This is a genomic window from Kocuria sp. KKT182 (assembly GCF_055635395.1).
This window is the reverse complement of sequence record NZ_CM145757.1, coordinates 3,740,657-3,764,502: the sequence shown is the minus strand read 5'-3', so window position 1 is coordinate 3,764,502 and position 23,846 is coordinate 3,740,657. Positions and strand designations below refer to the sequence as shown.

Here is a 23,846-nt window from a genome sequence, read left to right as displayed (position 1 = left end):
GCCCCACCGGTCCCGCCACCGGCGTCCCCGCAGTAGAGTCACGCCCATGGGGACTCTGCTGTACGAGTGGATGACGGCGCGCCAGGCCGCGGACGCGCTCGACACGTACCTCGCCGAGCGCGGTCCGGCACTCGAGCGCCTGCGCGCGGCACTGGCCGAGCACGGCCTGGAGCCCGACGAGATGCTCGACGGCTCCCTCTACTCCTTGTCCCCGCTGTGGGCCTGGATCAGCGCCCGGGCCTCCGAGCTCGGCGTGGACCCGCGTCCGCTCGCCGAGGACCCCACCCGCCCCGCGTGGCCGAGCTGGGCCCGGCACGGCAAGCTCGTGGACCCGCACCCGCCGGCCGCCACCATCGCGCTGCTGGACGGCTTCGTCTCCTACCTCGGGCAGCTCGTCGGCGACGCGGCACCGGAGGCGACCTGGCAGGTCGGCGAGCACCTGATCGCCGACCACCCGCTGCTCAACTACCCGGTGTTGGGCTCGGACCACCACCAGGTCTTCCTCCCCGGCATCCCGCTCTACAGCGCCTACCAGTCCGCCCACGGGCGCGCCCCGATGACCGGGACCGAGATGCTCGCCCACATCCGCCGGACCGTGGACGCCCTCCACGGCGGGGGCCCGGAGGCCGCCGCCGTCGAAGAGCCGCTGGTGACGGTGGTCGCCGAGGTCGACTGCTTCGACGTGGGGCTGCGCGAGGACATCCCGACCCTGCACCCGCAGGTCGTGGAGCAGCTGATCGACGAGCTGTGCGACCGCGACGGCGTCGAGTCGGTGCACCGGTACGGGCCCGCCGCGCTGGTCGTGGACGTCTCCGGCTGGGACGAGCTGCGGCTGAAGCTGTGGTGCACGCTGTGGCTGCAGCGCCACCTGCCGCGCTGAGACCCGCCTCCGGGCAGGTGCTCGGCCGCCTGGACCGCCCGTTCCCCCACCGGGGAGGAATTGGACCCGCTGACGCTGCACACCGCGGTCACCGACTCGGCCTGGGTGATCGGACCCATCATCGGGACGGCGTTCATCCTGGGTGCTCGGACGGAGTCCGCTCACGCCAGGACGATGGACTCCTCCGCGGGATCCCGCCGGCGCCGGCCGCCCCCGAATGAGGGGTCAGACCGTCCTGGTTGCTGCGTGGCACGATGCGAGGACCACGACGGCGATCCGGGAGGTCCACCTTGTCGAGACGGGCCAGGCTGCTGACGCTGGACGTCGTCGTCCTCATCGCCTGGGTCATCGGGATCCGTCTGATTCTCGGCGAGTGGGACTGGCTCATCACGGGCATCGGCGCCGTGTTCCTGGGGGCCCGGATGGCCTGGGACGCCCGGCCCCGCCGCGACCCGGGGATGGAGGCGTCCCGATGACGCAGGACCGGCGAGGTCGTCGCGGCGGAGTGTTTCCGGCGCATGGTGCGGCGGCTGCCCGTGGTCGGCCCACTGGGGGTCGCCATGATCGTCCTGTGCTCGCACGAGCAGGCGCTCAGTTCCGGTCGGTGCCGGCCGGCAGAGCAGCCGGCGGCCCGGGTACGCCGTCAGGGCACGGCCATGGTGGCCCACCGACCGCGGGCAACCATCCAGGTAGGCTTGTTGCACAGCGCCGCCACCGCCTTCCCCCAGGAGCTTCGAGCCGCATGACCCGATGGACCACCGCGGAGAACCTGTACGACCTGGGCTCCGGCACCACCCTGGTGACCGGCCCCGCCGCCAACTGGCTGATCCTGCGCGAAGGCAGCAGCTGCACCCTGATCGACTGCGGCTACCCCGGTGACCGCACGCTCGTCGACGCCTCCCTGCGGGCGGCCGGGGTGCCCGGGCTGCCCGACGCCGTGGTCATCACCCACGCCCACGCCGACCACATCGGCACCCTGGGCCGCTTCGTCGCCGCCGGCGTCCCGGTGCACTGCTCGGCCGCCGAGGTGCCGAACATGGCCGGCACCGCCCGCGAGCAGATCGGGCCCAGGGAGTCCCTCCCCCGCGCTGCCCGCTCGTGGAAGTGGCTCACCTGGAGCATCCACGCCATCCGGGTCGGCGGCCTCAAGGACGTCACCGTGGACCCCGAGGCGCTCACTCCTTTCACCCCCGACGCGACCGCCCTGGACGTCCCCGGGAGCCCGCGCCCGGTGGCGACCACCGGACACACCTCCGGGCACACCTCCTACCTCATCGGTGGCACCGGGGTGCTCGCCTCCGGCGACGCGGTGATCACCGACCACATGGTCGCCGAGAAGCACGGTGTCCCGCAGCTTCTCGCCGACCCGTTCCACCACGATCTGCCGACCGCATCGCGGACCGCGGTCCGGCTGCTCTCCGACACGGACTTCGACGTCCTGGCACCGGGCCACGGCCCGCCCCTGCGAGTGCCGGCCGGCCGGCGTCTGTCAATCCACTAGAGCGCCCGCTCCTCGTGTGCTCGAGGGGGTCCGCTCGGGTCCCGACAGCTTCGACGGCGCCGGCAGATGCCGCGGCCTGCGGTCATCCGCTACGAGGGCAGGCTCCCGCTGGTGCCGGGCTCGGGGACGCCGCGTTGTTTGCGCACCCTGGACGCGCGGTACTCGTCCCTGGCCATCCTGAGGGTGTACCAGCCGATGAGCCCCCCGATCCCGGTGAGGAACAGGGCGCTCCACATCGGCGGCTCGCCCTGCGCCACGGGGGCGAAGAGCAGCACCCAGGAGAAGACGAGGCCGAACCAGAGCACCGTCGTCACGATGCCCATGCCCCACCAGGTGCTGACCTGCACATGGCCGCGGCCCGGAGTGAACCCGATCTCGTCACCGGCGTAGCTGTGCAGCGCGCCGGTGGCCGTCGTGCGGAGCACCCGCTTCTCACCTCTCGCCAGCGCCTGCTGGTGCTCTGCCCGGGTGACGTCATCACGCCGCTGGCGGTCCTGCATCATGGCCTGTCCTCGCTGATGGGTGGGATGAACGGTGGGGCGCGCAAGCGCAGCGGCTACTTCTCCCCCGGTCGCCGCTGCCCGGGCATGACGCCCGCGTCTGCTCATCGGTTCGGCGGCCGGGGCCGCCATCGACTGGAGAGCGGCCCCCTCCACGAGGGACAGGTTGCGGTCATGGCAGCGGGAGGACGGTGATGAACCAGAACAGGACGGCGGCGAAGACGACGAAGAACGGGATGAGGCAGCCCAACGCGACCCTCGTCTGGTTCGAGACCTGGAAGGACTCCGTCGGGTCCTCCGGGTTGTAGGCCACCTCCACGACCGTCCCCGGCACAGGCCGTGCGCCGCAGGAGATCTCCGACGCCCCGGTGAACGCCGTGCCGTGCAGGTCGGCGAACCGGTACGTGGGCCAGAAGCGGCGTGACCGGCTGGTGCTGCCGACGCCGCTGGTCCAGCCGGCCCGGCTGCCGGTCACGGTGGCCTCCGCCCTCGGCCAGTGGGCGGTCAGCCGCTCGTGCCGCCTGTTCTTCCGGACCGTGTGGACGACGGAGCCGGCGGCCCCGGCGACGAACAGCGCCCAGACCGCGTACAGCACGGTGCTCACCCGGGCATCCCAGAACCGCCGCGCACCAGCGGGGCGGCGGGCATCGTCGATGCCTGACCGGAGTCGAGGACGCAGGGAGCGCAGCAGAGGGCTCGTCGGGGGTCGGCCATGGTCTCAAGCTATCCTCCCACCCGCCGTTGTCCCCGCACCCCCGGGCTGTCACGCACACGGAGGGTGGCAGCCGGGAGGCCTTCAGCACGATCCGCCGGGTCGGCTGGCCGCGAAGCGCACCAGAGGTTCCGCAGCTTGCGAACCCGGCAGTAGGGTCACGCCCATGGGAGACCAGCCGTACGAATCGATGGACGCGCGCCAGACCGCCGACGCCCTCGACGTCTACCTCGCCGAACGCGAACCGGCCCTGGAGAGGCTTCGCGCAGCACTGACCGGCGCCGGCTTGGACACGCGCGAGACGCTCGACGGGTCCCTCTACTCCGTCTCCCCGCTGTGGGCATGGCTCACCGCTCGAGCCGCGCGGCTCGGCGTCGACCCGCGGTCACTGGAAGACGATGCCACCCGCCCCTCCTGGCCGTCCTGGGCACGCCACGGACGACTCGTGGACCCGCACCCACCGGCCGCCACGATCGCACTCGTCGACGGCTTCGCCACCTACCTCGGCCAGCTCCTGACCGCCGCGGTCCCCGCTGCGTCCTGGCAGGTCGGTGAGCACCGCATCAGTGACCACCCGCTGCTGAACTACCCGGTGCTCGCCTCGGACCACCACCAGATCTTCCTGCCGGCCCTGCCGCTCTACAGCGTCTACCAGTCGGCCCACGGCCGCGATCCGATGTCCGGCACCGAGATGCGCACCCACGTCCAGCGGACCGTCGACGCTCTGAACGGGCGAGGACCGGAGGCCGCTGCCGTCGACGAGCCGCTGGTGACGGTCGTCGCCGAGCTCGACTGCTTCGACCTGGGCCTGCGCGAAGACATCCCGGCCGAGCGCCCGGAGATCGTGCCCCTGCTGATCTCCGAGCTGTGCGATCGCGACGGCGTCGTATCGGTCCACCGGTACGGACCCGCCGCCCTGATCGTCGACGTCCCCGGCTGGGACGAGCTGCGCCTGAAGATGTGGTGCACCCTGTGGCTGCAGCGGAACCTCCTGCGATGACCCGCCGGCGTCACGATCTCCGCCGCCGGCCTCGTGGCCGTGCGCGCCGGCGCCCGGACGGGGCCGGTAGCCTCGGCACCATGAACGAGTCCGCCCAGCAGACCGCCGAGGTGCCCGTGCCGACCGGCGGCCAGGTCCTCGCCCGCGCCGTGCCGGCGGCCGCCGTGCTCACGGTCGGGTTCCCAGCCCTGGTCCACTGGGGACTGGACGACAGCGGTACCGCACGCAGCCCCTGGGTCACCTTCGGACCGGCTCTGCTCCTGGGACTGGCGCTCATCGTGCAGCGCCTCGTCCAGGCGCCCCGTGCCCGCCTCGACGTCCACCAGGACAAGGGAGCGCTGCGCCGATCGATCGGGATCACCGCCTCCTCCGGTCTGGTCCCGGACGATCCGGGCACCCGCGTCGCCGCCGGGGTGCTGGCTTGCACTCAGCTGGAGTCGGCGACCACGATCGTGGCCGGGATCGCCGGCGTCGTCGCCGTCTGGATCCTGCGCACCGAGACGTGGTGGGCGGTGACCGCCGTCCTGATGATGCTGATCGCAGTGGTCCCGGTCCTCCGCGCCCGCCGCGGCTGGGCCTACCTGGACGCCCTGCACGCCGCCGAGCGCACCGGCTGACGGCCTGCTGCCCCGGCGGGGCACTAGGGTGACGGACATGACAAGCCGTACGTCCGCAGCCCTGGCTGCCGCCGCTGTGCTGCTGATGATCACAGCCTGCGGCCCGTCAACGGAGTCCTCATCGGCTCCCTCGGTCGACCTCGAAACGTGGGCGGCCAACACCCTTCCTGCTGTCGCCGAGGGAGGATTCTCCATCGCCGGCAGCACCGGCACCGACGGCAGTCGCGCCACCGGTTCGACGACCGATGTGGAGCCCGGGTGGTACGCGGTCACGATGGCGTGCGCACCGGCTGACCGGGGGGCTGACGCCGGTCTATCCTCCGGACGGATCAGTCTGAGCGGGGAACACGGGTCCTACGGCGAAGGGGACTGCGCGGGCTCACCGGTGACCACGACCGTGCAGCTCGGCGCCCCCGACGACACGACGCCGGAGACGGTCACGGTGGCAGCTGAAGCCGAGGGCTACGAGGCCTTCTGGGGCGTGTCCGCCGTACCAACGACTGCTCCCGAATAGCGCACCTGCCGCACCGGTCGACGATCCGATGACCGGAACGAGCAAGGCCTGCTCGTCCGGCACGTAGGCCGGCAGCTCCGCGTCGTCGGCGACCTCCAGCTTCACCCGGTAGGCCAGCACCTCGTGCTCCCGCGTGCGCCCCGGCAGCTGCGTCGCGGCGCCGGGAACGGCGTCGAGCTCCACGGCCACTTCGCTGTCGGGGCGGATGATCAGCTCGCCGGGGTCCGCGCCCTCGTCGAAGGCGTAGTGCAGCGCCTGGACGGAGCGCACGACGCCGGTGACCGGCAGGTGCGGCACGTGCTCGGGTGTCCGGTCGTGGTGCTCCTCCCAGTACCCGGGTATCGGCCGGCCACTGTCCTCGTCCGGGTCGTCAGGCCGTGACTCGCGCGGGCCGGTATCGCTGGGCGACCGCCCCCGACCGGAACTCATGGCGGTCCACGAGCTCGAGCTGGACGCGCTCGCGCAGACCGGCGAGCAGCGTCGACCCGTGTCCGGCAAGGACCGGCTGCACCACGAACTCGTACTCGTCGATCAGCCCCAGGTCCGCCAACGCCGTCGGCAGCGTCACGCCACCCACCCACAGACCCTCGCCCGGCTCCTGCTTGAGCCGCTGAACCGCTTGGCCCAGGTCGCCTCGCACCAGCTCGGCGTTCCAATCGACCTCGCTCAGCGTGCTCGACACGACGTACTTCTTCACCCGGTCGATGGCCTCGGCGAACGGGATCTCCCACTCCTCCATCCAGTCAGGCCACGTGCCCGTGGCCGGCCTCCGCCACGCCGACTCCATCATCTCGTAGGTCACCCGGCCGAACAGCAGGGCATCGGCTCGCTCCATCTCAGCGGTCCAGTAGCGCATCGACTCCTCGTCCGGGGGAAGCCCGGCCTCGTGATGGCAGCAGCCGTCGAGCGTGACGTTGATCGAGTATCGAAGTGGTCTCATCTCGTTGTTCTCCCTTGCTGTGGCGCCGGCGCGGTTGTCTCAGCGCCCGGTCGGTTCCGTGCCTGATGCTCGCTCGGCGATGACGTGCTCGCGCTGACGCTGGATCGCCCCGACGACTCGGTAGGACTCCTCGGCCGAGACCACCACCGACTCCGCCCCGGTGCTGATGCGCACGCTGGGCCCGCCCATCAGGTAGCCGGTGGCCCCACCCGTCAGGCGACGCCGGCCGATGCGCCACCACTCGGTGCGCGGCCCGACGGCTGCTTCGGTGATCTGCTCGTACGGGATCTGCTGCTGCTTGCGCCAGCCCTGCCGGATCTCCACGGCGTGGTCCCCCAGACTGAGGACGACCGATCGATGCACAACGAACGAGAGCGCTGTGTAGCCGACTACGAAGACAGGTCCGGTCGTCAGCAGATACGGTCCCTCCGGCACGAGCGCGGCCGCGACCACGATCAGCACGAGGAACACGACGACGATCGCGATCCGGATCCGCCACGGCTGGAACGTGACGAACTGCGGTGTCTCCTCCGGGTCTGCGCGCTCGGCCATGCCTCATGATCGCCGACCACACCGGCCGGGGGTAGACCCGATCCCCGGAACAACGGCCGACATCCCTCACGGCCGCCGGCGGCACGCAGTCTGTCGCCGCGACGCGACTGGATCAGCCGGTCTCGATCTGCAGCTGTGGGGTGAGCCGCACCCATCCCTCTGGTTCCTCCCCTGGAAGGCCGGCCGGAGCGAAGTCCGCCTTGATGCCCAACTGCCCGCTGGTGCCCACGCGCCCGCCGGGAGTGCAACCAGCGACCCAGTCCCCGGCTGCCGTCGGGTCGTAGGTGAGCAGGCAGTCGCCTTCCTCCCCGGCCACGAGGTAGAACTCGGCGCCCTCGTGGATGGCCAGCAACCGAGAGCTGTCGGCATCCCAGCCGTACTCCGCGGCATCGATCTCCGCGGGAAGCGTGTCGTCCTCGGTCTGCTCGCCGGCGTACAGGTCGACCGAGTCCTGCGAGCAACCAGCGACGACGAGAGCGATCGTCACCGCCAGCATCGCGCGCGTGCACCGGGTCATCATCTGCTGCTCCTCCGCTTCACCGACACAAGCCTCCGATGCCTTCGACCGTCTCACGGAGGGCGCGCCGAGGGGCTGAGGCCACGCCCGGTAGGGCAGGTGTCTCCGCGCCGGTGTTCGAGCACGAAATGCTCTCCTGCTCGCGGCCCTCAGGTCGTGCGGGTCGGCCGCGGTAGCGGAGGTGTGACGGGTGTCGAGGTGGATGGGGAGTACTGCTTCGAGACCGGAAGGTTGCTGGTGCTGAAGATCCGGGCCACGGGCCGCGTCGCGGTGAACGTCCCCGGTCCCACCCGCTTCGCCGCCGAGGCGAAGATGCTCTCCGTGATGGACCCGCTGCCGCTGGGCCGGCTCGGTTCCGACCTGGACGGCGAGGTTTGCCGTTGGCCGGTGGGCCCTGATGACTTCAACGCCGAGGACGCGCTGAAGGTCCGCGCCTCCTAGGGGCCGGAAGCGTTTCGAGGACATCTCTCGAGCAAGCCTTCGGCTCGAGCAGCTAACGCGGCCAGACGCTTACCGGCTCTTGAAGGCTCGTTGTCGCCGTCGGGACGACTGCTACGGTGCGACCAGCAGGCACCGGGCGAACACGTCGCTCACCGCCTCCGACTCCCCGAGGAGCACCGCGCGATGAGCACCCCCACCTGGCAGAACCCTGAGATCCTCGTCGCCGCGGCCGGCGCCCAGGGCCCGCAGGTCCATGCCGTCTTCGAGAAGGCTGCGGACATCGGCCTCGAGCAGTCGCAGGCGCTGCGCAAGGCCGCCGAGCTCCACCAGAAGTTCGTCACCGACAACACCCCCGTCGAGGTGGACTACGACGCGCTCGGTCAGGCTGCCGTGAAGCTGGCGGTCGGCGCCGCGGCCGCCGCCGGGCGCCAGGACGCCCTGGACCAGATCCTCGGGTCGTGGCGGAGCCTGTCGCAGGCGATTGCCACCGACTTGTTCCTCCTGATGCACCGGCACACCCGCCCCGACTCCGCTCCCCCGTCCGGAGACGCCCTGGAGCGCGCCGCCGAAGCCACCGCCACCAGCTTTCAGATGCCCGTGGCCCACGCCCTGATCGCCCTCGCCGCCCGGGACCTGATCGACGCCGACGGCTTCCCGCAGGACGCCTACGACTTCCTGACCACCCCGTGGAACTGGGCCTTCGGCGCCGCCCACCCCGAGGACGACACCGGGCAGACGGTGGAGGGCTCGTGAGCGAGGACCTGGCCGCCTGGGCGCAGTCCCGCCCGCAGTCGGTGCCCGCGGTGCAGTCGCCGGCCGACGGGCGGATGACGCCGATCGAGCTGAAGGTCGTGCGCGAGGACGTGGAACGGATCGAGGCGTATACCGCCGAGGTCGCAGATCACCTGGCCGCCCACCTGCTCGAGCACACCGGGCCCGACCCGGTCTTCGAGGTCTACGACCGCGACGCCGACATGCCGGCCCTCGATCTGCCGGGCGCACCGTTGCCGCTCACGGCCAGGTGGTGGCGGGCCGTCGCCTACCAAGTCGCCGAGGATGTTCCGGGCCTGCGGATCGTCGAGGCGCCGAAGTAGTCCAGGCAATCGGCGTCGCAGCACCACATGCTTGTGCACGGAAGTGGGGCTGCCGGGGTGCGGTCAGGCTCTCTAAGAACTTGTTTCATAATGCGGTGAGGCGTCTGTGGCAGATCAGCGCGCAGGCCAGTTGCAGCAGTCCGAGATGGAGGTCGGCCCGGCGTTCCCACCGAGTCCGGAGTCGCTTGTAGGAGTGCAGCCAGGCGAAGCCGCGCTCCACCACCCAGCGATGCCGGCCCAGCCCGGAACCATGGGCGACGCCTCGACGGGCGATGCGCGGAGTGATCCCGCGGGCGCGCAGCAGCCGCCGGTACTTGTCGTGGTCATAGCCACGGTCCGCGAACAGTTCCCGGGGCTTGCGGCGGGGCCGACCACGCAACCCGCGGATCGGCGGAATCGAGTCGACCAGGGGCAACAGCTGGGTGACGTCGTTGCGGTTGCCGCCGGTGAGGGTGACCTGTAGCGGGATGCCGTTCGCCTCAACGATCAGGTGGTGCTTGGAACCGGGCCGGCCGCGATCGACGGGGCTGGGCCCGATGTGGTCCCCCCTTTGAGGGCCCGCACGTGCGAGCCGTCCACAGCGCACCGGTCTAGGTCCAGTGCCCCGGCCGCGCGCAGCTCAGCCAACAGCACTTCGTGTACCGCCGGCCACACTCCGGCCTCGGTCCAGTCCCTCATGCGCCGCCAGCAGGTCACTCCGGAGACGCCGAGCAGGTCCCGGGGCAGCTGGTTCCAGCCGAGCCCGGTCTTGAGCACGAACACGATCCCGGCCAGAGCTGTCCGGTCATCGGCGGGCTTGCGCCCTGGGTGCTGGTGGCGCCGGGGTGGGCGTGGTGGCAGCAACGGCTCGACTCGCTCCCACAGCGAGTCCGGTACGAGATCCCCCATCATGCCCACCAGGGTCACCGAGGACCCCGTCAGCACTCAAGGGCTACGTCGAACTCATTATGAAATGACCTCTAAGCTGAAGCTGTCGGTGAGCAGCTCACGAGCGGCCCGACACAGCGCAGGCCACGTCGGGGGGCGTGGCCGCGCAGCACGCAACGCCCCTGTCGGCGCGCGCCGCCCGTGGCGAAGGCGATCAGTCCCCGGACATCAGGAAGCCGCCGGCGGCCAGGAACAGCGCGGCCGAGACGGCGAGCAGCACCGGGTAGCAATGCTCGGCCAGAATGACCTCATGGTGGAAATCGTCGGCGTCGAGCCTCGCGTCGAGCCTGGTGGAGTGCTTTTTGGACTGCCAGTCGGATGGCGACCGCAGAACGCGCTCCCACCGGACCTCGGGCCGCCTCCGGTGCAGATTCCATGTCGGAAATGGAGGCCAAATGTCGAATCGGCCCCAAGTGACGGTGAGCAACTCCGCCAGTCTGGGCGGATTGCCAACGATTCTTCGTGCCCCCAGTCAGACTCGAACTGACACTGAGCGGATTTTAAGTCCGCTGCCTCTGCCGATTGGGCTATGGGGGCCGGTCCCGGACGCGTCACCGGGACGCCGTCCACCCTATCGCCTCGTCCCGCTCCCACCACCAGGACGGGCCGGGGGCGCGGCCGGGAGCCGCGCCTGTCGGCCGGGCGCAGGATCCAGTACGCTGGCACGGTGGTCGAGCAGCCGGCCGCGATGTCGTCGCATCCGCAGGAGGCTGCTCCCGTGCACCACCCCGCTCTCCCGTCCCACCGGTTCCTGCCGGGATCCGGACGTCCCCCCGTCCCCGCCCCGTGCGGGTGCACCCCGATGCCGTTCCGGACGACCGCGGCATGAGCGAGGTCGTCGCCCGGCCCACCGGCAGGACCTACCTGGCGCCGGAGGACGCGTTCCCCGCCGACCTGACCGAGCTGTCCCTGGCCGAGCTGCACGTCCTGCACAGCAGGGTCGGCCGGCAGCTCGACCTCGAGTACCTCGGCAGCGCGTCCGGCGCCCACCCGGTCACGCTCGAGCGCCACCAGGAGCTGAGCGTGGAACTGGACGCCCGCGAGATCGCCCACCCCCGGAACACCCACTGACGGACGGGCGGCCTGCCGGCCCCCGGGGCAGGCGCCACGGGGGCCGGGCCGGGGGCGTCACGGCCCCGTGGAACAGCTCGACCCCGCCGCGGCACGTGGCCGGGACGGGGTCGAGCGGTGGACGGATCGGATCAGAGGTTGGCCTTGCGCGGGGCGGGGGCCTTGCCGGCAGCGGTCTGGAACCGCGTGCGCGGGTCCCGCTCGTGGCGCAGCGTGGTGGTGTCCCGGCCGAACATGAAGTTCAGGGCCCACTCGGTGAAGACGCGGGCCTTGCGGTCCACGGTGGGGATTGCGTAGCCGTGGTAGAGCCGGTGCATCGCCCACGCGGCGACGCCGGAGAACTCCAGGCCCTTCGCCGGCAGACCGGGGAGGCCCTTGATGCTGGCCACGCCCTTGTAGAGGCCGAGCCCGGCGACCGCGCCGAGGTTCTCGTGGTAGTAGTCCTCGAGCGGCTTGCCCGCGCGGGCGGCCATGATGTTCTTGGCCATCGTGTGCGCCTGGCGCACCGCGTGCTGGGCGTTGGGGACGCAGAACCCGCCGACTCCCCCACCGGTGAGGTCCGGGACGGCGGAGACGTCGCCGGCGGCCCAGGCACCCTCGAGGGGCCCGTCGTCGCCGGTGATCCGCAGGTCGGCCCCGGCACGGACGCGGCCGCGCTCGTCGAGCGGGAAGTCCGTGCTCTTGACCAGCGGGTTCGCCTGCACCCCGGCGGTCCAGATCAGGGTGTCGGTGCCGAACTCGCCGGCCGGGGACTTGTCCTGCATGTTGACGAGCTTCAGGTGCTTGTCCACCGCGGAGGCGAGCGACGTGTTGAGCAGCACCTCGATGCCGCGGCTGCGCAGGTGCGCCACGACCTTCTCCGCGCGCTCCTCGGAGACCTCGGGCATGATCCGGCCCATGGCCTCGATGAGCACGAAGCGCAGGTCGGAGACCGTGAGCCGCTCGTTGCGCTCGACGGCGCTGCGGGCCATGTCCTCGATCTCGGCGATCGTCTCGGTGCCGGCGTAGCCGCCGCCGACCACCACGAAGGTCAGCGCCCGGCGCTTGGCCTCCTCGTCGGTGGTGAGGGAGGCGACCTCGATGCGCTCGAGCACCCAGTTGCGCACCGCCACGGCCTCCTCGATGGTCTTGAGGCCGATGCCGTTCTCGGCGAGGCCCTCGATCGGGAAGGCGCGGGTCACGGAGCCGCCGGCGATGACGACCTCGTCGTAGGTCAGCTCGAAGGTCTCGCCCTCGTCGATGCCCTTGACGGTCGCGGTGCGGTTCGCGTGGTCGACGCCGAGCACGTGCCCGGTGACGATCTCGCAGTCCTTGAGGTGCTGCCGGTGGGGCACCACCGCGCTGCGGGCGGAGACGTTGCCGCCGGCCACCTCGGGCAGGAAGGGGAGGTACATCATGTACGGGTTGGGATCCACCACGGTCACGACTCCGCCGGAGTCCTTGATCCGCTTCTGCAGTTCCTGCGCCACGGTGAAGCCGACGTAGCCGCCGCCGACGATCAGAAGGCGCGGACGGTCCTTGGCCAGTTGAGTGAAAGACATGCCCCCGAGTCTACTCAGAACGCTGTCGATATCGGTTCTCGTCCGGGGCCTCCGCGCCGTGTTCCGGCGCACGCCTCAGGGACGGCCGCCCGGGCCCCCGTCCGGGTCGGCGGCCACGATGCGGCGGATGTGCACCACGGCACCCGCCGTGAGGCCCAGCACGAGCAGCCCGAACCCGGCGAGCACCACGACGGGCAGCAGCCCGGTCTCGTCGATCGGGGCGACGGGCTCGGGCGGGGCGACCTCCGCCTCGACCTCCTCCGTGACGGGCGCCGAGCTCTCGGCCGGGCCCGCCGTGGGGGTCGCCGCGGCGCTGCGGCGGTGCACCCGCACCCACTGCTCCATGCTGCCCAGGGGACTGCGGTCGACCTCGGGGACGTCCTCCGTGAGCGCGGCCTCGACGTCCAGCACCCCGTAGCCGTAGAGCGGGTCCTTGCCCGGCGAGCCGGTGTCCCGGGCGGTGGAGACGATGCGGTTCGCGATCTGGGCGGAGCTCATCTCCGGCCACTTCGCCTTGATCAGCGCGGCGGTGCCGGCCACGACCGGGGCGGACGCGGACGTCCCGGCCCACGAAGCGTAGCGGTCGCCGGGGATGGCGCCCACCATGTCCTCGGACGGGCCGGCCACGGCGATCGAGATCCCCTGCGAGGAGGACTCCCAGCTCGCCTCTCCCGTGCGGCCCACGCCGCCCACCGTCAGCACGCCCGGGATGGTGGCGGGGGCGCCGACCTGGACGAGCCCCGACCCCCGGTTGCCCGCGGAGGCGACGACGAGCACGTCCTTCTCCTCTGCGTAGAGGAAGGCCTCGTCCCAGCTCTCGGGCCACGAGGTGGCGTTGGAGCCCACCGACATGTTGATGACGTCCGCCCCGTTGTCCACGGCCCACCGGACGGCGTCCGGGAGCTGCTCGTCGACGCTGCGGACCTCCGGGCTCTCGTCGCCCAGCCAGGTGGACACGGCGAGCACCTCGGCGTCCGGGGCCACGCCCACGATGCCGGCGGGCCGACCCGGGGCGTCGTCGTCCCGTCCGCCCGGGGGCACGTGGCCGCGGCCCGCGGCCACGGACGCCACGAGGGTCCCGTGCTCGGGCTCGGTGCCGAGACCCTCCTGGCCGTCGGCGGAGCCGCCGCCCGAGACGTCGGTGCCGGCCACCACGGCGCCCTCCAGGTCCTGGTGCGAGCCGTCCACCCCGGTGTCGATGACGGCGATGCGCACGCCCTCCCCCGTGGACTCCGCCCAGGCCTCCCGCACGCCGTACTCGTCCAGCCAGTACTGCAGCGGACGGATCCCGTCCTCGGCGATGCGGGAGGTGTCCGGGGCGGGGGTGGCGCCGTCACCGGGTGGGGGTGCCACGCTGACGGGGTCCTCGAGCGGGATGCTGGGGGCGGGGCCGGGCTCCGGGGGCCGGGCCTGCGCCGGCCCCGTCCCGGGCAGGACCAGCGCGCCGGCGCCGACCACGGCCGAGGCCGCCCCCACCGCGCTCCACCGGGTGAGGGCGCGGTGGCGCGGGGGGCGGGGGCGGGGTGCGCTGGAAGACATGTGTCCTTCCGGGTCGGGGGGTCCGGGCGGGTCAGCCGACCTGGGACAGGGCGATCCCGTCCAAAATATCGTGCTCGCTCGCGATCGCCGAGTCCACCCGTCCACCGGTGGCGGCGCCCACCCGCTCGACGATCCGCCGCCACACGAGGGCGCCGCCGCCGATGACGTCGACACGGCCCTCGTGCATGTAGGGCAGCGCGGCGCGCTCCGCGCGGGTCATGGCCGTGAGCTCCCGGCACGCCTGCGCGATCCGCTCGGCGGGCAGCTCGGCGCCGTCGATGGCCGCGGGGTCGTACGCGGACAGCCCGAGGGCGTGGGCCGTGACGGTCGTGATGGTGCCCGCGACGCCCACGAGGTGGGTCGCCTCCGCGAGGGGCACGGTCTGCAGGACCACGTCCACGGCGTGGTCGACGTCGCGCAGCACGGCCTCCTGCTGGGCGGCGGTGGGCGGGTTGGAGCCGAGGTGGCGCTCGGTCAGGCGGACGCAGCCGATGTCCACGCTGCGCTCCGCGCGCACCCCCTGGGCGTTGCCCAGCACGAACTCGGTCGACCCGCCGCCGAGGTCGATCACCAGGACCCGGTCCTCCGGATCCGCGCCGCCCACGGCGGCCGCGGCGCCGCGGAAGGACAGCTCGGCCTCCTCGTCGCCGCTGATGACCTCGGGGGTCACGCCGAGGCGCTCGCGGATCCCGGCGAGGAAGACGTCCCGGTTGCCGGCGTCGCGGGTGGCGCTCGTGGCCACGAAGCGCAGCTGCTCCACCCCGTGCTCCGCCAGCAGCCGGGCGTACTCGTCCGTGGCCGCGAACGTGCGCTCGAGCGCCGCCTCGGCGAGCCACCCGGTGGCGTCCACGCCCTGGCCGAGCCGGACCACGCGCATCTCGCGCACCACGTCGTCGAGCACCGTGCGGCCCTGCTCCTCCCGGGTGTCGGCGATGAGCAGTCGGATGGAGTTCGTGCCGCAGTCGATGGCGCCTGTGCGCATGGGGAGTCCTCGGGGGTGTCGGGGGCGGGTGGGTCTCAGGCCTCGCGCCAGGCGGGGTCGCAGTGGCAGGCGTCGGGGGTCCACCACTCGGCGATGGCGGTGAGGGTCTCGTCGCCGAGCGGGTTCACGCCGGGCCCGGCCGCGAGCGCGTGGCCGGCGAGCACGTGCAGGCACTTGACCCGCACGGGCATGCCGCCGGCGGAGATGCCCTCGATCTCGGGCACGGGTCCGGTGCCGGCCGCGGCACCGATCCGGGCACGCTCGGCGAGGTAGTCCTCGTGCGCGGCCCGGTGGGCTGCGGCCAGCGCCTCGTCCTCGGCGATGCGGTCCGTCATCGTGTACATCAGGCCGGCCGCCTCGAGCCGGGACACCGCCGCGGTGATCACGGGGTGGGCCAGGTAGAACACCGTGGGGAACGGGGTGCCGTTGGCCAGCCGCGGCGCGGTGGCCGCCACGAGCGGGTTCCCGCACGTGCACCGGGCCGGGATCTCGACGACGTCGCGCACGGGACGCCCGAGCTGCCGGGAGAGCACCTGGAGGTCCAGGGCCGTGGGCTCGACCGTCGCGGCCGTCACGCCGAGTCCCCGGGGTGCGGGGGCCGGCCGGTCGCCGGGCTCGTGTCCGTGCTGGGGGTTCACGCCGTTCCTCACTCCGCGGCGCTGCCGCGGCTGTCCGTCGCCGCGTCCTGCGGCGCGCCGGCCCCGTCCGCCGGGGCGGCCGGGACGCTCTGCTCTGTCTGCTCTGCCTGCTCGGTGGTGCCGGGGTCCTGGCCCGCGCCGGGCTCGTCCGTGCTGCCCGGCTGTCCGGGGGCCGCGGGCTCGTCGGTGCCGCCCGGCTCGGCGGCGGTGTCCGCGTCCTCGGCGGTGTCCGCGTCCTCGCTGCCGGCCGGTTCCCCGTCGGCGTCCGCGTCCCCGGCGGCGTCCGTGTCCCCGGCGGCTCCCGTGCCCGCCGCGGGACGGGCGTCCTCGTAGGCGGAGGCCACCACGGACTGCCAGAGGGCGTCCACCCAGGCGGGCTTCTCGGCCTCGACCTGCGCCGCCGAGGAGTCCACCACGGCGCCGTCCATCTCCTCGGCGCCCACCACGAGGTAGGACCGCTCCCCCGGCATCACGTAGAGGAGCCGGTCCCGGGCCTGCTGCTTGACGTAGGTCTCGTCCGACCACTGGTCCACCTGGTCCTCCAGGGAGGCCTGCTGGGCCTCCATGGCGGCGATGGCGCGCTCGAGCTGGGCGATCTCCGCCCGCTGCTCGAGGAAGATCTTGGTGGTCGGCGCCGCCAGGAACACGATGAGCACGGCCACGAGGGTGAGGATCAGGAACCGCCCGCTGAAGGTGCGGGCGGGGACCGGCGACCCCACGGCGCTGGACCCGCCACCCAGCCCGTGGCCCGGGCCGCCGCCCGTCCCGCCGTCGCGCCCGCGGGTGCCCGGCGCGGCGTCGCGCCCGCCGAGCAGGCGGGTGGTGCGCGGGCGGGGATCGGGCATGGCGACCTCACGGGGGAAGGGCGGGGACGGGGACCAGTGTAGCGCTCACGGGGGGAGCGGCCGCCGGGAACGGCCGCTCCCCCCGCACGACGACGGACCGGCGGGGCCGGTCAGCCGCCGGTGGTCACTTCGCGGTGTAGCGCGGGAACGCGGAGGCCCCCGCGTAGCGCGCGGCGTCCCCGAGCTCCTCCTCGATGCGCAGCAGCTGGTTGTACTTGGCCACGCGCTCGGAGCGGGCCGGCGCCCCGGTCTTGATCTGCCCGGCGTTGGTGGCCACCGCGATGTCCGCGATCGTGGTGTCCTCGGTCTCGCCCGAGCGGTGGGAGATCATGCAGTGGAACATGTGCCGCTGGGCCAGGGAGATGGCGTCGAAGGTCTCCGTGAGGGAGCCGATCTGGTTGACCTTCACCAGCAGGGCGTTGCCGGCGCCCTCGTCGATGCCGCGGGCCAGCCGCTCCGGGTTGGTGACGAACAGGTCGTCGCCCACGATCTGGACCTGGGTGCCCACGGACGCGGTGAGGGCCTGCCAGCCCGCCCAGTCGTCCTCGTCCAGCGGGTCCTCGATGGACACGATCGGGTAGTCGCGCACGAGCTCCTCGTAGTAGGAGGTCATCTCCGCGGCGCTGAGCTGCTTGCCCTCGAAGCTGTACTTGCCGTTCTCGAAGAACTCGGAGGAGGCCACGTCCAGGGCGAGCGCCACGTCGGTGCCCACGGTGTACCCGGCCTTCTCGATCGCCTCGGAGATGAGGTCGAGGGCGGCACGGTTGGACTCGAGGTTCGGGGCGAAGCCGCCCTCGTCGCCCAGCCCGGTGGCCAGGCCGCGCTCCTTGAGCACGCCCTTGAGGGAGTGGTAGACCTCCACGCCGGTGCGCAGGGCCTCGGAGAAGGTCGCGGCACCGATCGGGGCGATCATGAACTCCTGGATGTCCACGTTCGAGTCTGCGTGGGAGCCGCCGTTGAGGATGTTCATCATGGGCACCGGGAGGACGTGGGCGTTGGGCCCGCCCAGGTACTTGTAGAGCTCGAGGTCGGAGGCGTTGGCGGCGGCGCGGGCCACGGCCAGGGAGACGCCCAGGATGGCGTTGGCGCCGAGGCTGCCCTTGTTGTCCGTGCCGTCGAGGTCGAGCATGGTGCGGTCGACCAGCCGCTGGTCGGTCGCGTCGAGACCGATCACGGCCTCGGCGATCTCCTCGTCGACGGCCTTCACGGCGTCGAGGACGCCCTTGCCGAGGTAGACCTTCTTATCGCCGTCACGGCGCTCGACGGCCTCGAAGGCACCGGTGGAGGCGCCCGAGGGCACCGCCGCCCGGCCGTAGCTGCCGTCCTCCAGCAGCACCTCGACCTCCACGGTCGGGTTGCCGCGGGAGTCGAGGATCTGGCGGGCGTGCACTGCGGTGATCATGGCCATGGGTTGCTCCTGACGTTGGTGCTGAGCTTGTCGCTGACGTGGGTGGAACGTGCGTGGTGGGGCGGTCGGGGCCCCGGTGCGGGGCACCGGCCGAGGGTCCGCACCGGCGGGGCCGGGCGCCCCCGGCGGCTCCAGCCTAGCGACTCGGCGCCGGTGGCCGGCCGCGGGGGCGGCCCGTGACGGGATCAGTCCCCGTTCCGGGCGGCGGCGTACGCGCGGGCGGCCCCGCGCAGGGCCCGCTCGGCGTCGAGCCCGCGGGCGGAGGCGGAGCGCACGAGCGCGAACAGCGCCTCGCCCAGCTCCTCCTCGGTGCGCGGGCCGCCGGGCTCCTCCGCGGCGGGGACCGCGGGCTCGAGGTCGTGCTTGCGGGCCCGCGCGAGGGTCTTCTCCGCGAGGGCCAGGGCCGGCAGGTGCGGCGGGATGCCGTCGAAGGGCCCGGTCCGCTCGGGCTTCTCGGCCCGCTTGAGGTCCTCCCAGCGGGAGTGCAGCTGCTCGAGGGTCTGCTCCCCCGCGACGTCCCCGGTGGCGCCGGCGCCGAAGACGTGGGGGTGGCGGCGGACCAGCTTGGCGGTGATGGCCTCGAGCACGTCGGCCACGTCGAAGCCGCCCTCGGCGCGCGGGCGCTCCTGGGCGACCCGGGAGTGGAAGACCACCTGCAGCAGGACGTCCCCGAGCTCCTCGACGAGCAGCCCGGCGTGGGCCGCCGGCCCGCCCTCGGCCTCCACGGCCTCGACGACCTCGTAGGCCTCCTCCACGAGGTAGCGCACGAGGGACTCGTGGGTCTGCTGCCCGTCCCACGCGCACCCGCCCGGGGAGCGCAGCCGGTCCATGACCGCCACGAGCTCCGCGAAGCGCTGCCCGGTCCGCTCCGGGACGCCGAGCCCCGCCGCGACGTCGTCGGTGCCGTGCCCCTGGCTCATGCGTGCATCCCCTCGAAGCCGTCGGTGATCATCCCGTCCAGGGCGGTGCGGTCCTCGAGCGGGAGGAAGGCGGCGGCCGCGGCGTTGCGCTGCAGCCGCTCCAGGTCCTCGAGCCCGTAGCCGAAGTGCTTCACGAGCAGGGCCAGCTCGTCCGTGACCGTGGTCCCGCTCATCAGCCGGTTGTCCGGGGAGATGGTCACCGTGAAGCCGGTCCGGTAGAGCATGTCCACCGGGTGCCGCTCGGGACCGCCGCCGAACGCCGCCACGGCCCCGGTCTGGAGATTGGACGTGGGGCACACCTCGAGGGCGATGCCCCGGTCCCGGACCCACTCGGCCGTGCGGCCGAGGTCGACGACGGCGACGTCCTCCAGGTAGTCGATGTCGATGTCCTCCGCGATGCGCACCCCGTGGCCCAGGCGCAGGGCGCGGCCCGTGGCCAGCGCGTCCCGGATCGACTCGATGCCGGCGGCCTCCCCGGCGTGGAGGGTGACGGGCACCAGCTCGTCCGCGAGCAGCTCGAGGGCGGCCCGGTGGCGGGCGGGCGGGTAGCCGTCCTCGGGTCCCGCGAGGTCGAAGGCCACCACGCCGCGGTCCCGGTTGTCCACCACGAGGCGGGCGACCTCGAGGGAGCGCTCGGCGTGGCGCATGGCGCAGAGGATCTGGGTGACGGACACGATGTGGCCCGCGTCCTCCGCGGCCAGCACTCCCTCCGAGAGCCCGAGCCGGACGGCCTCGACGGCCTCCGCCATCGACAGGCCGCCGGCGGTGTGCTGCTCCGGGGCCCAGCGCACCTCGGCGTGGACCACCCCGTCCGCCACGAGGTCCTCGACGTACTCCCGGGCGCAGCGCACGAGCGCCTCGGGGGTCTGCATCACGGCGACCGTGTGCTCGAAGGTCGCCAGGTAGCGCAGCAGCGAGCCGGAGTCGGCGCTCTCCCGCACCCACCGGCCCAGCGCCTCGGGCTCCTCGGCCGGCAGCCGGTGCCCGGCGGCGGCGGCCAGCTCGACCACCGTGGCCGGGCGCAGGGCGCCGTCGAGGTGGTCGTGCAGGCACACCTTGGGCAGGTCGCGCAGGACCCGGTCCGGCACGCGGCCCGGGTGCTGTTCGGCGGAGGTCAGCATCACGGTCGGGACGGCCCCTGTCTCGGTCGGTCTCAGTAGTTCCAGTCCTGCAGGGCCTCGTTCATGTGCTGCGGGATGTGCGCCCCGGTGCGGGGGTACATGCGCAGCTCCTCGAGGTAGTTCTGCGCGGGCAGCCGGTCCTCGTAGCGCACGAAGGCCTCCTCGTCCGCGTAGTCGAAGGACACCTCCGGGGGGATGCCCGGCCGGAAGCGGAACATCATCGCCAGCGGGGCCCCGTTGCCCTCCACGTAGGACTCGTCCTTGAGCTCCTGCACGTGCAGCAGCTCCTCGGGGACGAGGTCGAAGGTGCGGCGCTGGTCCCAGAAGCCGTTCTTCCGCACGTGGGTCAGGGCGTCGTAGTAGGTGCCCAGGGCCCGCACCCGCACGAGCACGGTGGAGACGTCCATCGCCGTGCCGTCCTCGCCGAACAGGCGCCGCTGGGCGTCCGCGAGCCGGCGCAGGACGTCGACCTCCTTGAGCACGAGGTTGCCCTCGGCCAGCTTGTCCTGGGAGGGCCGGTCCTGGGCCCCCGCCGGGGCCCGGTAGGACGGGGAGACGTCGGTGGAGACCGCGGTCTCCGGGGCGGAGGAGTCGTGGTCGTCCCCGGCGGCGGTGCCGGCGGCGGCCGCGGCGGCCGTCGCGGCCGCCGCCCCGGTGGGCGCGGCCGGCTCGACGTCCTCGTGCCACTCCTCGTGGTCGACGTGGTCGGGGACCTCGTGCTGGGCGGTGCCGTGGTCGGGGACGTCGTGGGCGGTGGCCTCCCGGTCGGCGGTGCGGTGCTCGTCCTGCTCCCGGCCGGCCGCGGGGGCCTCCGTGGCGGGAGCGGCCCCGGGAACGGGCTCCGCCCCGGTGGTCGGCTCGGTGATCGGCTCGGCGGCCGGCTCAGCGCTCCGCGCGGAGACTGGGACGCCGGTCGGCTCGGAGACGGGGCCACGGGCGGCGCCGGCCGCGGAGGACCCGGCCCCACCGGCAGCGGCGGCCGCCGCGGCGGCGGGGACTCCCCCGGCCGAGTGCTCCGCGGCCGGGCCCGTCGGCTCCGATGCGGCGGGACGGCGCTCGTCGTCGGACCGCTCCCCGGTGGGGCGCTCACCGGCGGGCCGGTCCTCGGCGGAGCTCGTCTCCGCAGTGGACCGCGTGCCCGCGGCAGCGGCGCCCGGCACGGGCCGCCCCGACCGCCAGGTGCGGACGTCCTCGCTGCCGTCGGCGAAGCCGTAGGTCGTCACCACGGGGCGGACCCCGTCCTGCTCCGGGCCCACCTCGATGCGGGCGTTCTGCCAGGCGCCGCGGGGCGAGGACATGGCCTCGCTGTAGAGGTCGGCCACGGGGTCGAAGAGCGGTGAGTCCTGGTCCACGGTGCCGGACTCCACGGACGGGTCGGCGTCCCCCACGGACTGCTGGGTCTGGTGGGTCATGGTGTTGCCGCGCTGGACGAGCGTGAGCACGGCGCGGTCGGCCCCCCGGGACGTCAGCCGGTCCACGAGGAAGGGCAGCGGTCCGCGGTCCGGCAGCGGCCGGACCTCCTCCGGGCCGTGCTCCTCGTGACCGTGCCCGTCCGGACCCCGGGAACCGGTGCCCCGGTCGCCGTCCCGGCCCGTTTCCCGGGTCCCGGTGTCGGGGCCGGCGGTCGGACCGGCCGGCTGCTCGGGCCGTCCGGTCTCGTGGCGCGGTGTGCTGTCCTCGGTGTTCTTCCGGAAAATGCCTCGCAGACCCAACTGGACCCACCCTTCCGAGCGTGTGCGCACGCCCTCGGTTCTCGTTTCGCGCTGGTTCTCTCCGCAGTATAGGCGGGCCCGGCATCCGGCCCCGGCGCTTCAGCGGCCGGCGATCACCGCACGGTCTCCAGGACCACGGCGCGGTCCGGCCGGGACGCCGGCGCCTCCGGGGCGATCACGGCGGCGCCCTCGAGGGCCTCCCGGGCCCGTGCGAAGCGCTCGGGGGTGTCGGTGAGCAGGGTCAGCAGCGGCTGCCCGGCCCGGACGGCGTCCCCGGGCTTGGCGTGCAGCAGCACGCCGGCGCCGGCCTGGACGGGGTCCTCGCGCCGGGCGCGGCCCGCCCCGAGGCGCCAGGAGGCCACCCCCACCCGGTGGGCGTCGAGCTCGGCGAGCACGCCGTCGGCCTCGGCCACCACGGTCTCGGACTCCCGGGCCCGCGGCAGCGGGGCGTCGGGGTCGCCGCCCTGGGCGGCCACCATGGCCCGCCACACGTCCATGGCCCGGCCGTCCCGCAGCGCCTCCGCCGGGTCGGCGTCCGGGACCCCGGACGCGGCGAGCATCTCCGCTGCGAGCGCCACGGTGAGCTCCACGACGTCGGCCGGGCCGCCGCCGGCGAGCACCTCGACGGACTCCTGGACCTCCACGGCGTTGCCGACCGCCAGGCCGAGGGGCGTGGACATGTCGGTGAGCAGGGCGGTGGTCGTGACTCCGGCGCCGGTGCCGAGGTCGACCATCGTGCGGGCCAGCTCGCGGGCGGAGGCCAGGTCCTTCATGAACGCCCCGGAGCCCACCTTGACGTCGAGCACGAGGGACTGGGTGCCCTCGGCGATCTTCTTGGACATGATGGAGGACGCGATGAGCGGGATCGACTCGACCGTCCCGGTGACGTCCCGCAGCGCGTAGAGCTTCTTGTCCGCGGGCGCCAGGCCGGAGCCCGCGGCGCAGATCACCGCGCCCACGTCCCGCAGCTGGGCCAGCATCTCCTCGTTGGACAGGGCCGCCCGCCAGCCGGGGATGGACTCGAGCTTGTCCAGGGTGCCGCCGGTGTGGCCGAGGCCGCGCCCGGACAGCTGCGGGACGGCCACGCCGTACACGGCCACGAGCGGGGCCAGCGGCAGCGTGATCTTGTCCCCCACCCCGCCGGTCGAGTGCTTGTCCGCGGTGGCCGAGCGCGCCCCGGAGCGCACGAGCGCGGAGAAGTCCATCCGCTCGCCCGAGGCGATCATCGCCCGCGTCCAGGCCGCGATCTCGTCCCGGTCCATGCCCCGCAGGAAGATCGCCATGGCCAGGGCGCTCATCTGCTCCTCGGCCACGACACCGCGGGTATAGGCGTCCAGGACCCACGCGATCTGCCCGGGCGAGAGGGCACCGCCGTCGCGCTTGGTCCGGATGACGTCCACGGCGTCGAACTGCTCGGTCATGTGGGGTCCTTTCGGGGACTAGAGGTTCTCGGGGCCGAAGGCGTCGGGCAGCACCTCGGCCATGGTGCGCACCCCGGAGACGGTGAGCAGCCGCAGGCCGGGCGCGCGGTGCTCGTGCAGCAGCTGCCGGCACCGTCCGCAGGGCATGAGGACGTCGCCGTTCCCGTCCACGCACACGAACGCGACGAGCCGCCCGCCGCCGGACATGTGCAGCGCGGACACCAGGGCGCACTCGGCGCACAGGGTCAGGCCGTAGGAGGCGTTCTCCACGTTGCACCCGGAGACCACCCGCCCGTCCTCGGTGAGGGCTGCCGCGCCCACGGGGAAGCGCGAGTACGGGACGTAGGCGTGCTCGCGGGCGGCCACGGCCGCCTCCCGCAGCCGGTCCCAGTCGATCCGGGGCCCGTCGTCGGTCGCCTCGCCGCCGGGGCGCAGAAGCTCGTTCACGGGACG

28 protein-coding genes and 1 tRNA gene are annotated in these 23,846 nt (G+C 73.2%); 9 read left to right on the top strand and 20 right to left on the bottom strand.

The window, feature by feature from the left end; genetic code table 11:
- Positions 1-46: 46 nt before the first annotated feature.
- The 3 genes from ACZ2G1_RS17460 to ACZ2G1_RS17450 all read left to right on the top strand — a co-directional run bounded on the left by ACZ2G1_RS17460 (position 47) and on the right by ACZ2G1_RS17450 (position 2,381).
- Positions 47-880 carry a hypothetical protein gene (locus tag ACZ2G1_RS17460; protein WP_470377211.1) on the top strand — a complete coding sequence of 278 codons (834 nt, stop codon included), beginning with the start codon at positions 47-49 and terminating at the stop codon, positions 878-880.
- A 290-nt stretch (positions 881-1,170) separates the two neighbouring features.
- A complete protein-coding gene (locus ACZ2G1_RS17455) occupies positions 1,171-1,356 on the top strand; it encodes a hypothetical protein (protein ID WP_017832214.1) in 186 nt (61 codons plus the stop codon).
- 266 nt (positions 1,357-1,622) lie between these two features.
- Positions 1,623-2,381, top strand: a complete 759-nt coding sequence (locus tag ACZ2G1_RS17450; protein ID WP_470377210.1) for an MBL fold metallo-hydrolase — start codon at positions 1,623-1,625, stop codon at positions 2,379-2,381.
- An 89-nt stretch (positions 2,382-2,470) separates the two neighbouring features.
- Here the strand turns inward: ACZ2G1_RS17450 and ACZ2G1_RS17445 are convergent, their stop codons facing one another.
- On the bottom strand, positions 2,471-2,884 hold the full coding sequence (locus ACZ2G1_RS17445; protein ID WP_470377209.1) for a hypothetical protein: 414 nt from the start codon (positions 2,882-2,884) through the stop codon (positions 2,471-2,473).
- Positions 2,885-3,053: 169 nt separating this feature from the next.
- The gene (locus ACZ2G1_RS17440) at positions 3,054-3,485 is read right to left on the bottom strand and encodes a DUF3592 domain-containing protein (RefSeq protein WP_470377208.1); all 432 of its coding nucleotides are present in this window, start codon (positions 3,483-3,485) and stop codon (positions 3,054-3,056) included.
- A 274-nt stretch (positions 3,486-3,759) separates the two neighbouring features.
- Here ACZ2G1_RS17440 and ACZ2G1_RS17435 point away from each other — a divergent pair, with 274 nt between their 5' ends.
- Positions 3,760-4,593: a hypothetical protein gene (locus ACZ2G1_RS17435; protein ID WP_109243283.1), complete on the top strand. Its 834-nt coding sequence runs from the start codon at positions 3,760-3,762 to the stop codon at positions 4,591-4,593.
- An 80-nt stretch (positions 4,594-4,673) separates the two neighbouring features.
- Positions 4,674-5,210: a hypothetical protein gene (locus tag ACZ2G1_RS17430; RefSeq protein WP_035927081.1), complete on the top strand. Its 537-nt coding sequence runs from the start codon at positions 4,674-4,676 to the stop codon at positions 5,208-5,210.
- A gap of 379 nt (positions 5,211-5,589) precedes the next feature.
- On the opposite strand, the gene ACZ2G1_RS17425 is transcribed toward ACZ2G1_RS17430, so the two are convergent.
- From ACZ2G1_RS17425 to ACZ2G1_RS17410, 4 genes are all read right to left on the bottom strand, one after another.
- Positions 5,590-6,021 carry a hypothetical protein gene (locus tag ACZ2G1_RS17425; RefSeq protein WP_272027254.1) on the bottom strand — a complete coding sequence of 144 codons (432 nt, stop codon included), beginning with the start codon at positions 6,019-6,021 and terminating at the stop codon, positions 5,590-5,592.
- Positions 6,022-6,094: 73 nt separating this feature from the next.
- On the bottom strand, positions 6,095-6,664 hold the full coding sequence (locus ACZ2G1_RS17420; protein ID WP_470377207.1) for a dihydrofolate reductase family protein: 570 nt from the start codon (positions 6,662-6,664) through the stop codon (positions 6,095-6,097).
- Between the two features lie 39 nt (positions 6,665-6,703).
- Positions 6,704-7,216: a hypothetical protein gene (locus ACZ2G1_RS17415; RefSeq protein WP_470377206.1), complete on the bottom strand. Its 513-nt coding sequence runs from the start codon at positions 7,214-7,216 to the stop codon at positions 6,704-6,706.
- Positions 7,217-7,328: 112 nt separating this feature from the next.
- A complete protein-coding gene (locus tag ACZ2G1_RS17410) occupies positions 7,329-7,733 on the bottom strand; it encodes a hypothetical protein (protein WP_141246785.1) in 405 nt (134 codons plus the stop codon).
- 183 nt (positions 7,734-7,916) lie between these two features.
- Between ACZ2G1_RS17410 and ACZ2G1_RS17405 the strand changes: the two genes are divergently transcribed.
- From ACZ2G1_RS17405 to ACZ2G1_RS17395, 3 genes are all read left to right on the top strand, one after another.
- A complete protein-coding gene (locus ACZ2G1_RS17405) occupies positions 7,917-8,174 on the top strand; it encodes a hypothetical protein (RefSeq protein WP_470377205.1) in 258 nt (85 codons plus the stop codon).
- 183 nt (positions 8,175-8,357) lie between these two features.
- Positions 8,358-8,927 (top strand): hypothetical protein, encoded by a 570-nt coding sequence (locus ACZ2G1_RS17400; protein ID WP_470377204.1) that lies wholly within the window; start codon positions 8,358-8,360, stop codon positions 8,925-8,927.
- Positions 8,924-9,268 (top strand): hypothetical protein, encoded by a 345-nt coding sequence (locus ACZ2G1_RS17395; RefSeq protein ID WP_035927044.1) that lies wholly within the window; start codon positions 8,924-8,926, stop codon positions 9,266-9,268. The genes ACZ2G1_RS17400 and ACZ2G1_RS17395 overlap by 4 nt, the downstream gene beginning before the upstream one ends.
- An 85-nt stretch (positions 9,269-9,353) precedes the next feature.
- On the opposite strand, the gene ACZ2G1_RS17390 is transcribed toward ACZ2G1_RS17395, so the two are convergent.
- The 3 genes from ACZ2G1_RS17390 to ACZ2G1_RS17380 form a co-directional block, all read right to left on the bottom strand.
- A protein-coding gene (locus ACZ2G1_RS17390) for an IS5 family transposase (protein ID WP_470376661.1) occupies positions 9,354-10,159 on the bottom strand; the annotation gives its coding sequence in 2 pieces (ribosomal slippage) (positions 9,354-9,820 and positions 9,820-10,159; 807 coding nt in all).
- Between the two features lie 190 nt (positions 10,160-10,349).
- Complete coding sequence (locus tag ACZ2G1_RS17385) at positions 10,350-10,622, bottom strand: hypothetical protein (RefSeq protein WP_035927039.1); 273 nt, start codon at positions 10,620-10,622, stop codon at positions 10,350-10,352.
- A 36-nt stretch (positions 10,623-10,658) separates the two neighbouring features.
- Positions 10,659-10,732: transfer RNA gene (locus ACZ2G1_RS17380), tRNA-Leu, on the bottom strand.
- 288 nt (positions 10,733-11,020) lie between these two features.
- On the opposite strand from ACZ2G1_RS17380, the gene ACZ2G1_RS17375 reads away from it, so the two are divergent.
- Positions 11,021-11,266 (top strand): hypothetical protein, encoded by a 246-nt coding sequence (locus ACZ2G1_RS17375; RefSeq protein ID WP_017832201.1) that lies wholly within the window; start codon positions 11,021-11,023, stop codon positions 11,264-11,266.
- A gap of 131 nt (positions 11,267-11,397) precedes the next feature.
- Here ACZ2G1_RS17375 and ACZ2G1_RS17370 read toward each other — a convergent pair whose 3' ends face one another.
- The 11 genes from ACZ2G1_RS17370 to ACZ2G1_RS17320 form a co-directional block, all read right to left on the bottom strand.
- Complete coding sequence (locus ACZ2G1_RS17370) at positions 11,398-12,807, bottom strand: NAD(P)/FAD-dependent oxidoreductase (RefSeq protein ID WP_035927034.1); 1,410 nt, start codon at positions 12,805-12,807, stop codon at positions 11,398-11,400.
- A gap of 75 nt (positions 12,808-12,882) precedes the next feature.
- On the bottom strand, positions 12,883-14,346 hold the full coding sequence (locus ACZ2G1_RS17365; RefSeq protein ID WP_470377203.1) for a S8 family serine peptidase: 1,464 nt from the start codon (positions 14,344-14,346) through the stop codon (positions 12,883-12,885).
- A gap of 31 nt (positions 14,347-14,377) precedes the next feature.
- Positions 14,378-15,328, bottom strand: a complete 951-nt coding sequence (locus ACZ2G1_RS17360; protein WP_109222560.1) for a Ppx/GppA phosphatase family protein — start codon at positions 15,326-15,328, stop codon at positions 14,378-14,380.
- Between the two features lie 35 nt (positions 15,329-15,363).
- Positions 15,364-15,966 (bottom strand): DUF501 domain-containing protein, encoded by a 603-nt coding sequence (locus tag ACZ2G1_RS17355; protein ID WP_017832197.1) that lies wholly within the window; start codon positions 15,964-15,966, stop codon positions 15,364-15,366.
- Positions 15,967-15,974: 8 nt separating this feature from the next.
- A complete protein-coding gene (locus tag ACZ2G1_RS17350; protein WP_470377202.1) occupies positions 15,975-16,811 on the bottom strand; it encodes an FtsB family cell division protein in 837 nt (278 codons plus the stop codon).
- Positions 16,812-16,935: 124 nt separating this feature from the next.
- Entirely contained in the window at positions 16,936-18,219 is a 1,284-nt protein-coding gene (gene eno, locus ACZ2G1_RS17345) for a phosphopyruvate hydratase (RefSeq protein WP_017832195.1), read from the bottom strand.
- Positions 18,220-18,404: 185 nt separating this feature from the next.
- The gene (locus ACZ2G1_RS17340; protein WP_017832194.1) at positions 18,405-19,139 is read right to left on the bottom strand and encodes a nucleoside triphosphate pyrophosphohydrolase; all 735 of its coding nucleotides are present in this window, start codon (positions 19,137-19,139) and stop codon (positions 18,405-18,407) included.
- Complete coding sequence (locus ACZ2G1_RS17335) at positions 19,136-20,260, bottom strand: adenosine deaminase (RefSeq protein WP_017832193.1); 1,125 nt, start codon at positions 20,258-20,260, stop codon at positions 19,136-19,138. Before ACZ2G1_RS17335 ends, ACZ2G1_RS17340 begins: the two co-directional genes overlap by 4 nt.
- Before the next feature lie 32 nt (positions 20,261-20,292).
- On the bottom strand, positions 20,293-22,002 hold the full coding sequence (locus tag ACZ2G1_RS17330; protein WP_470377201.1) for a hypothetical protein: 1,710 nt from the start codon (positions 22,000-22,002) through the stop codon (positions 20,293-20,295).
- A gap of 83 nt (positions 22,003-22,085) precedes the next feature.
- Complete coding sequence (locus ACZ2G1_RS17325; protein WP_017832192.1) at positions 22,086-23,393, bottom strand: thymidine phosphorylase; 1,308 nt, start codon at positions 23,391-23,393, stop codon at positions 22,086-22,088.
- 18 nt (positions 23,394-23,411) lie between these two features.
- Positions 23,412-23,840 (bottom strand): cytidine deaminase, encoded by a 429-nt coding sequence (locus ACZ2G1_RS17320; RefSeq protein WP_109222556.1) that lies wholly within the window; start codon positions 23,838-23,840, stop codon positions 23,412-23,414.
- Between the last annotated feature and the right edge of the window lie 6 nt (positions 23,841-23,846).

What these genes read in the sequence shown, in the direction of transcription:
- ACZ2G1_RS17350 (WP_470377202.1), bottom strand. Translation starts at nt 16,811, where the DNA reads ATGCCCGATCCCCGCCCGCGCACCACCCGCCTGCTCGGCGGGCGCGAC.
- ACZ2G1_RS17370 (WP_035927034.1), bottom strand. Translation starts at nt 12,807, where the DNA reads ATGTCTTTCACTCAACTGGCCAAGGACCGTCCGCGCCTTCTGATCGTC.
- ACZ2G1_RS17360 (WP_109222560.1), bottom strand. Translation starts at nt 15,328, where the DNA reads ATGCGCACAGGCGCCATCGACTGCGGCACGAACTCCATCCGACTGCTC.
- ACZ2G1_RS17375 (WP_017832201.1), top strand. Translation starts at nt 11,021, where the DNA reads ATGAGCGAGGTCGTCGCCCGGCCCACCGGCAGGACCTACCTGGCGCCG.
- ACZ2G1_RS17365 (WP_470377203.1), bottom strand. Translation starts at nt 14,346, where the DNA reads ATGTCTTCCAGCGCACCCCGCCCCCGCCCCCCGCGCCACCGCGCCCTC.
- ACZ2G1_RS17435 (WP_109243283.1), top strand. Translation starts at nt 3,760, where the DNA reads ATGGGAGACCAGCCGTACGAATCGATGGACGCGCGCCAGACCGCCGAC.
- ACZ2G1_RS17445 (WP_470377209.1), bottom strand. Translation starts at nt 2,884, where the DNA reads ATGATGCAGGACCGCCAGCGGCGTGATGACGTCACCCGGGCAGAGCAC.
- ACZ2G1_RS17460 (WP_470377211.1), top strand. Translation starts at nt 47, where the DNA reads ATGGGGACTCTGCTGTACGAGTGGATGACGGCGCGCCAGGCCGCGGAC.
- ACZ2G1_RS17420 (WP_470377207.1), bottom strand. Translation starts at nt 6,664, where the DNA reads ATGAGACCACTTCGATACTCGATCAACGTCACGCTCGACGGCTGCTGC.
- ACZ2G1_RS17335 (WP_017832193.1), bottom strand. Translation starts at nt 20,260, where the DNA reads ATGCTGACCTCCGCCGAACAGCACCCGGGCCGCGTGCCGGACCGGGTC.
- ACZ2G1_RS17325 (WP_017832192.1), bottom strand. Translation starts at nt 23,393, where the DNA reads ATGACCGAGCAGTTCGACGCCGTGGACGTCATCCGGACCAAGCGCGAC.
- ACZ2G1_RS17400 (WP_470377204.1), top strand. Translation starts at nt 8,358, where the DNA reads ATGAGCACCCCCACCTGGCAGAACCCTGAGATCCTCGTCGCCGCGGCC.
- ACZ2G1_RS17415 (WP_470377206.1), bottom strand. Translation starts at nt 7,216, where the DNA reads ATGGCCGAGCGCGCAGACCCGGAGGAGACACCGCAGTTCGTCACGTTC.
- eno (WP_017832195.1), bottom strand. Translation starts at nt 18,219, where the DNA reads ATGGCCATGATCACCGCAGTGCACGCCCGCCAGATCCTCGACTCCCGC.
- ACZ2G1_RS17430 (WP_035927081.1), top strand. Translation starts at nt 4,674, where the DNA reads ATGAACGAGTCCGCCCAGCAGACCGCCGAGGTGCCCGTGCCGACCGGC.
- ACZ2G1_RS17450 (WP_470377210.1), top strand. Translation starts at nt 1,623, where the DNA reads ATGACCCGATGGACCACCGCGGAGAACCTGTACGACCTGGGCTCCGGC.
- ACZ2G1_RS17340 (WP_017832194.1), bottom strand. Translation starts at nt 19,139, where the DNA reads ATGAGCCAGGGGCACGGCACCGACGACGTCGCGGCGGGGCTCGGCGTC.
- ACZ2G1_RS17410 (WP_141246785.1), bottom strand. Translation starts at nt 7,733, where the DNA reads ATGACCCGGTGCACGCGCGCGATGCTGGCGGTGACGATCGCTCTCGTC.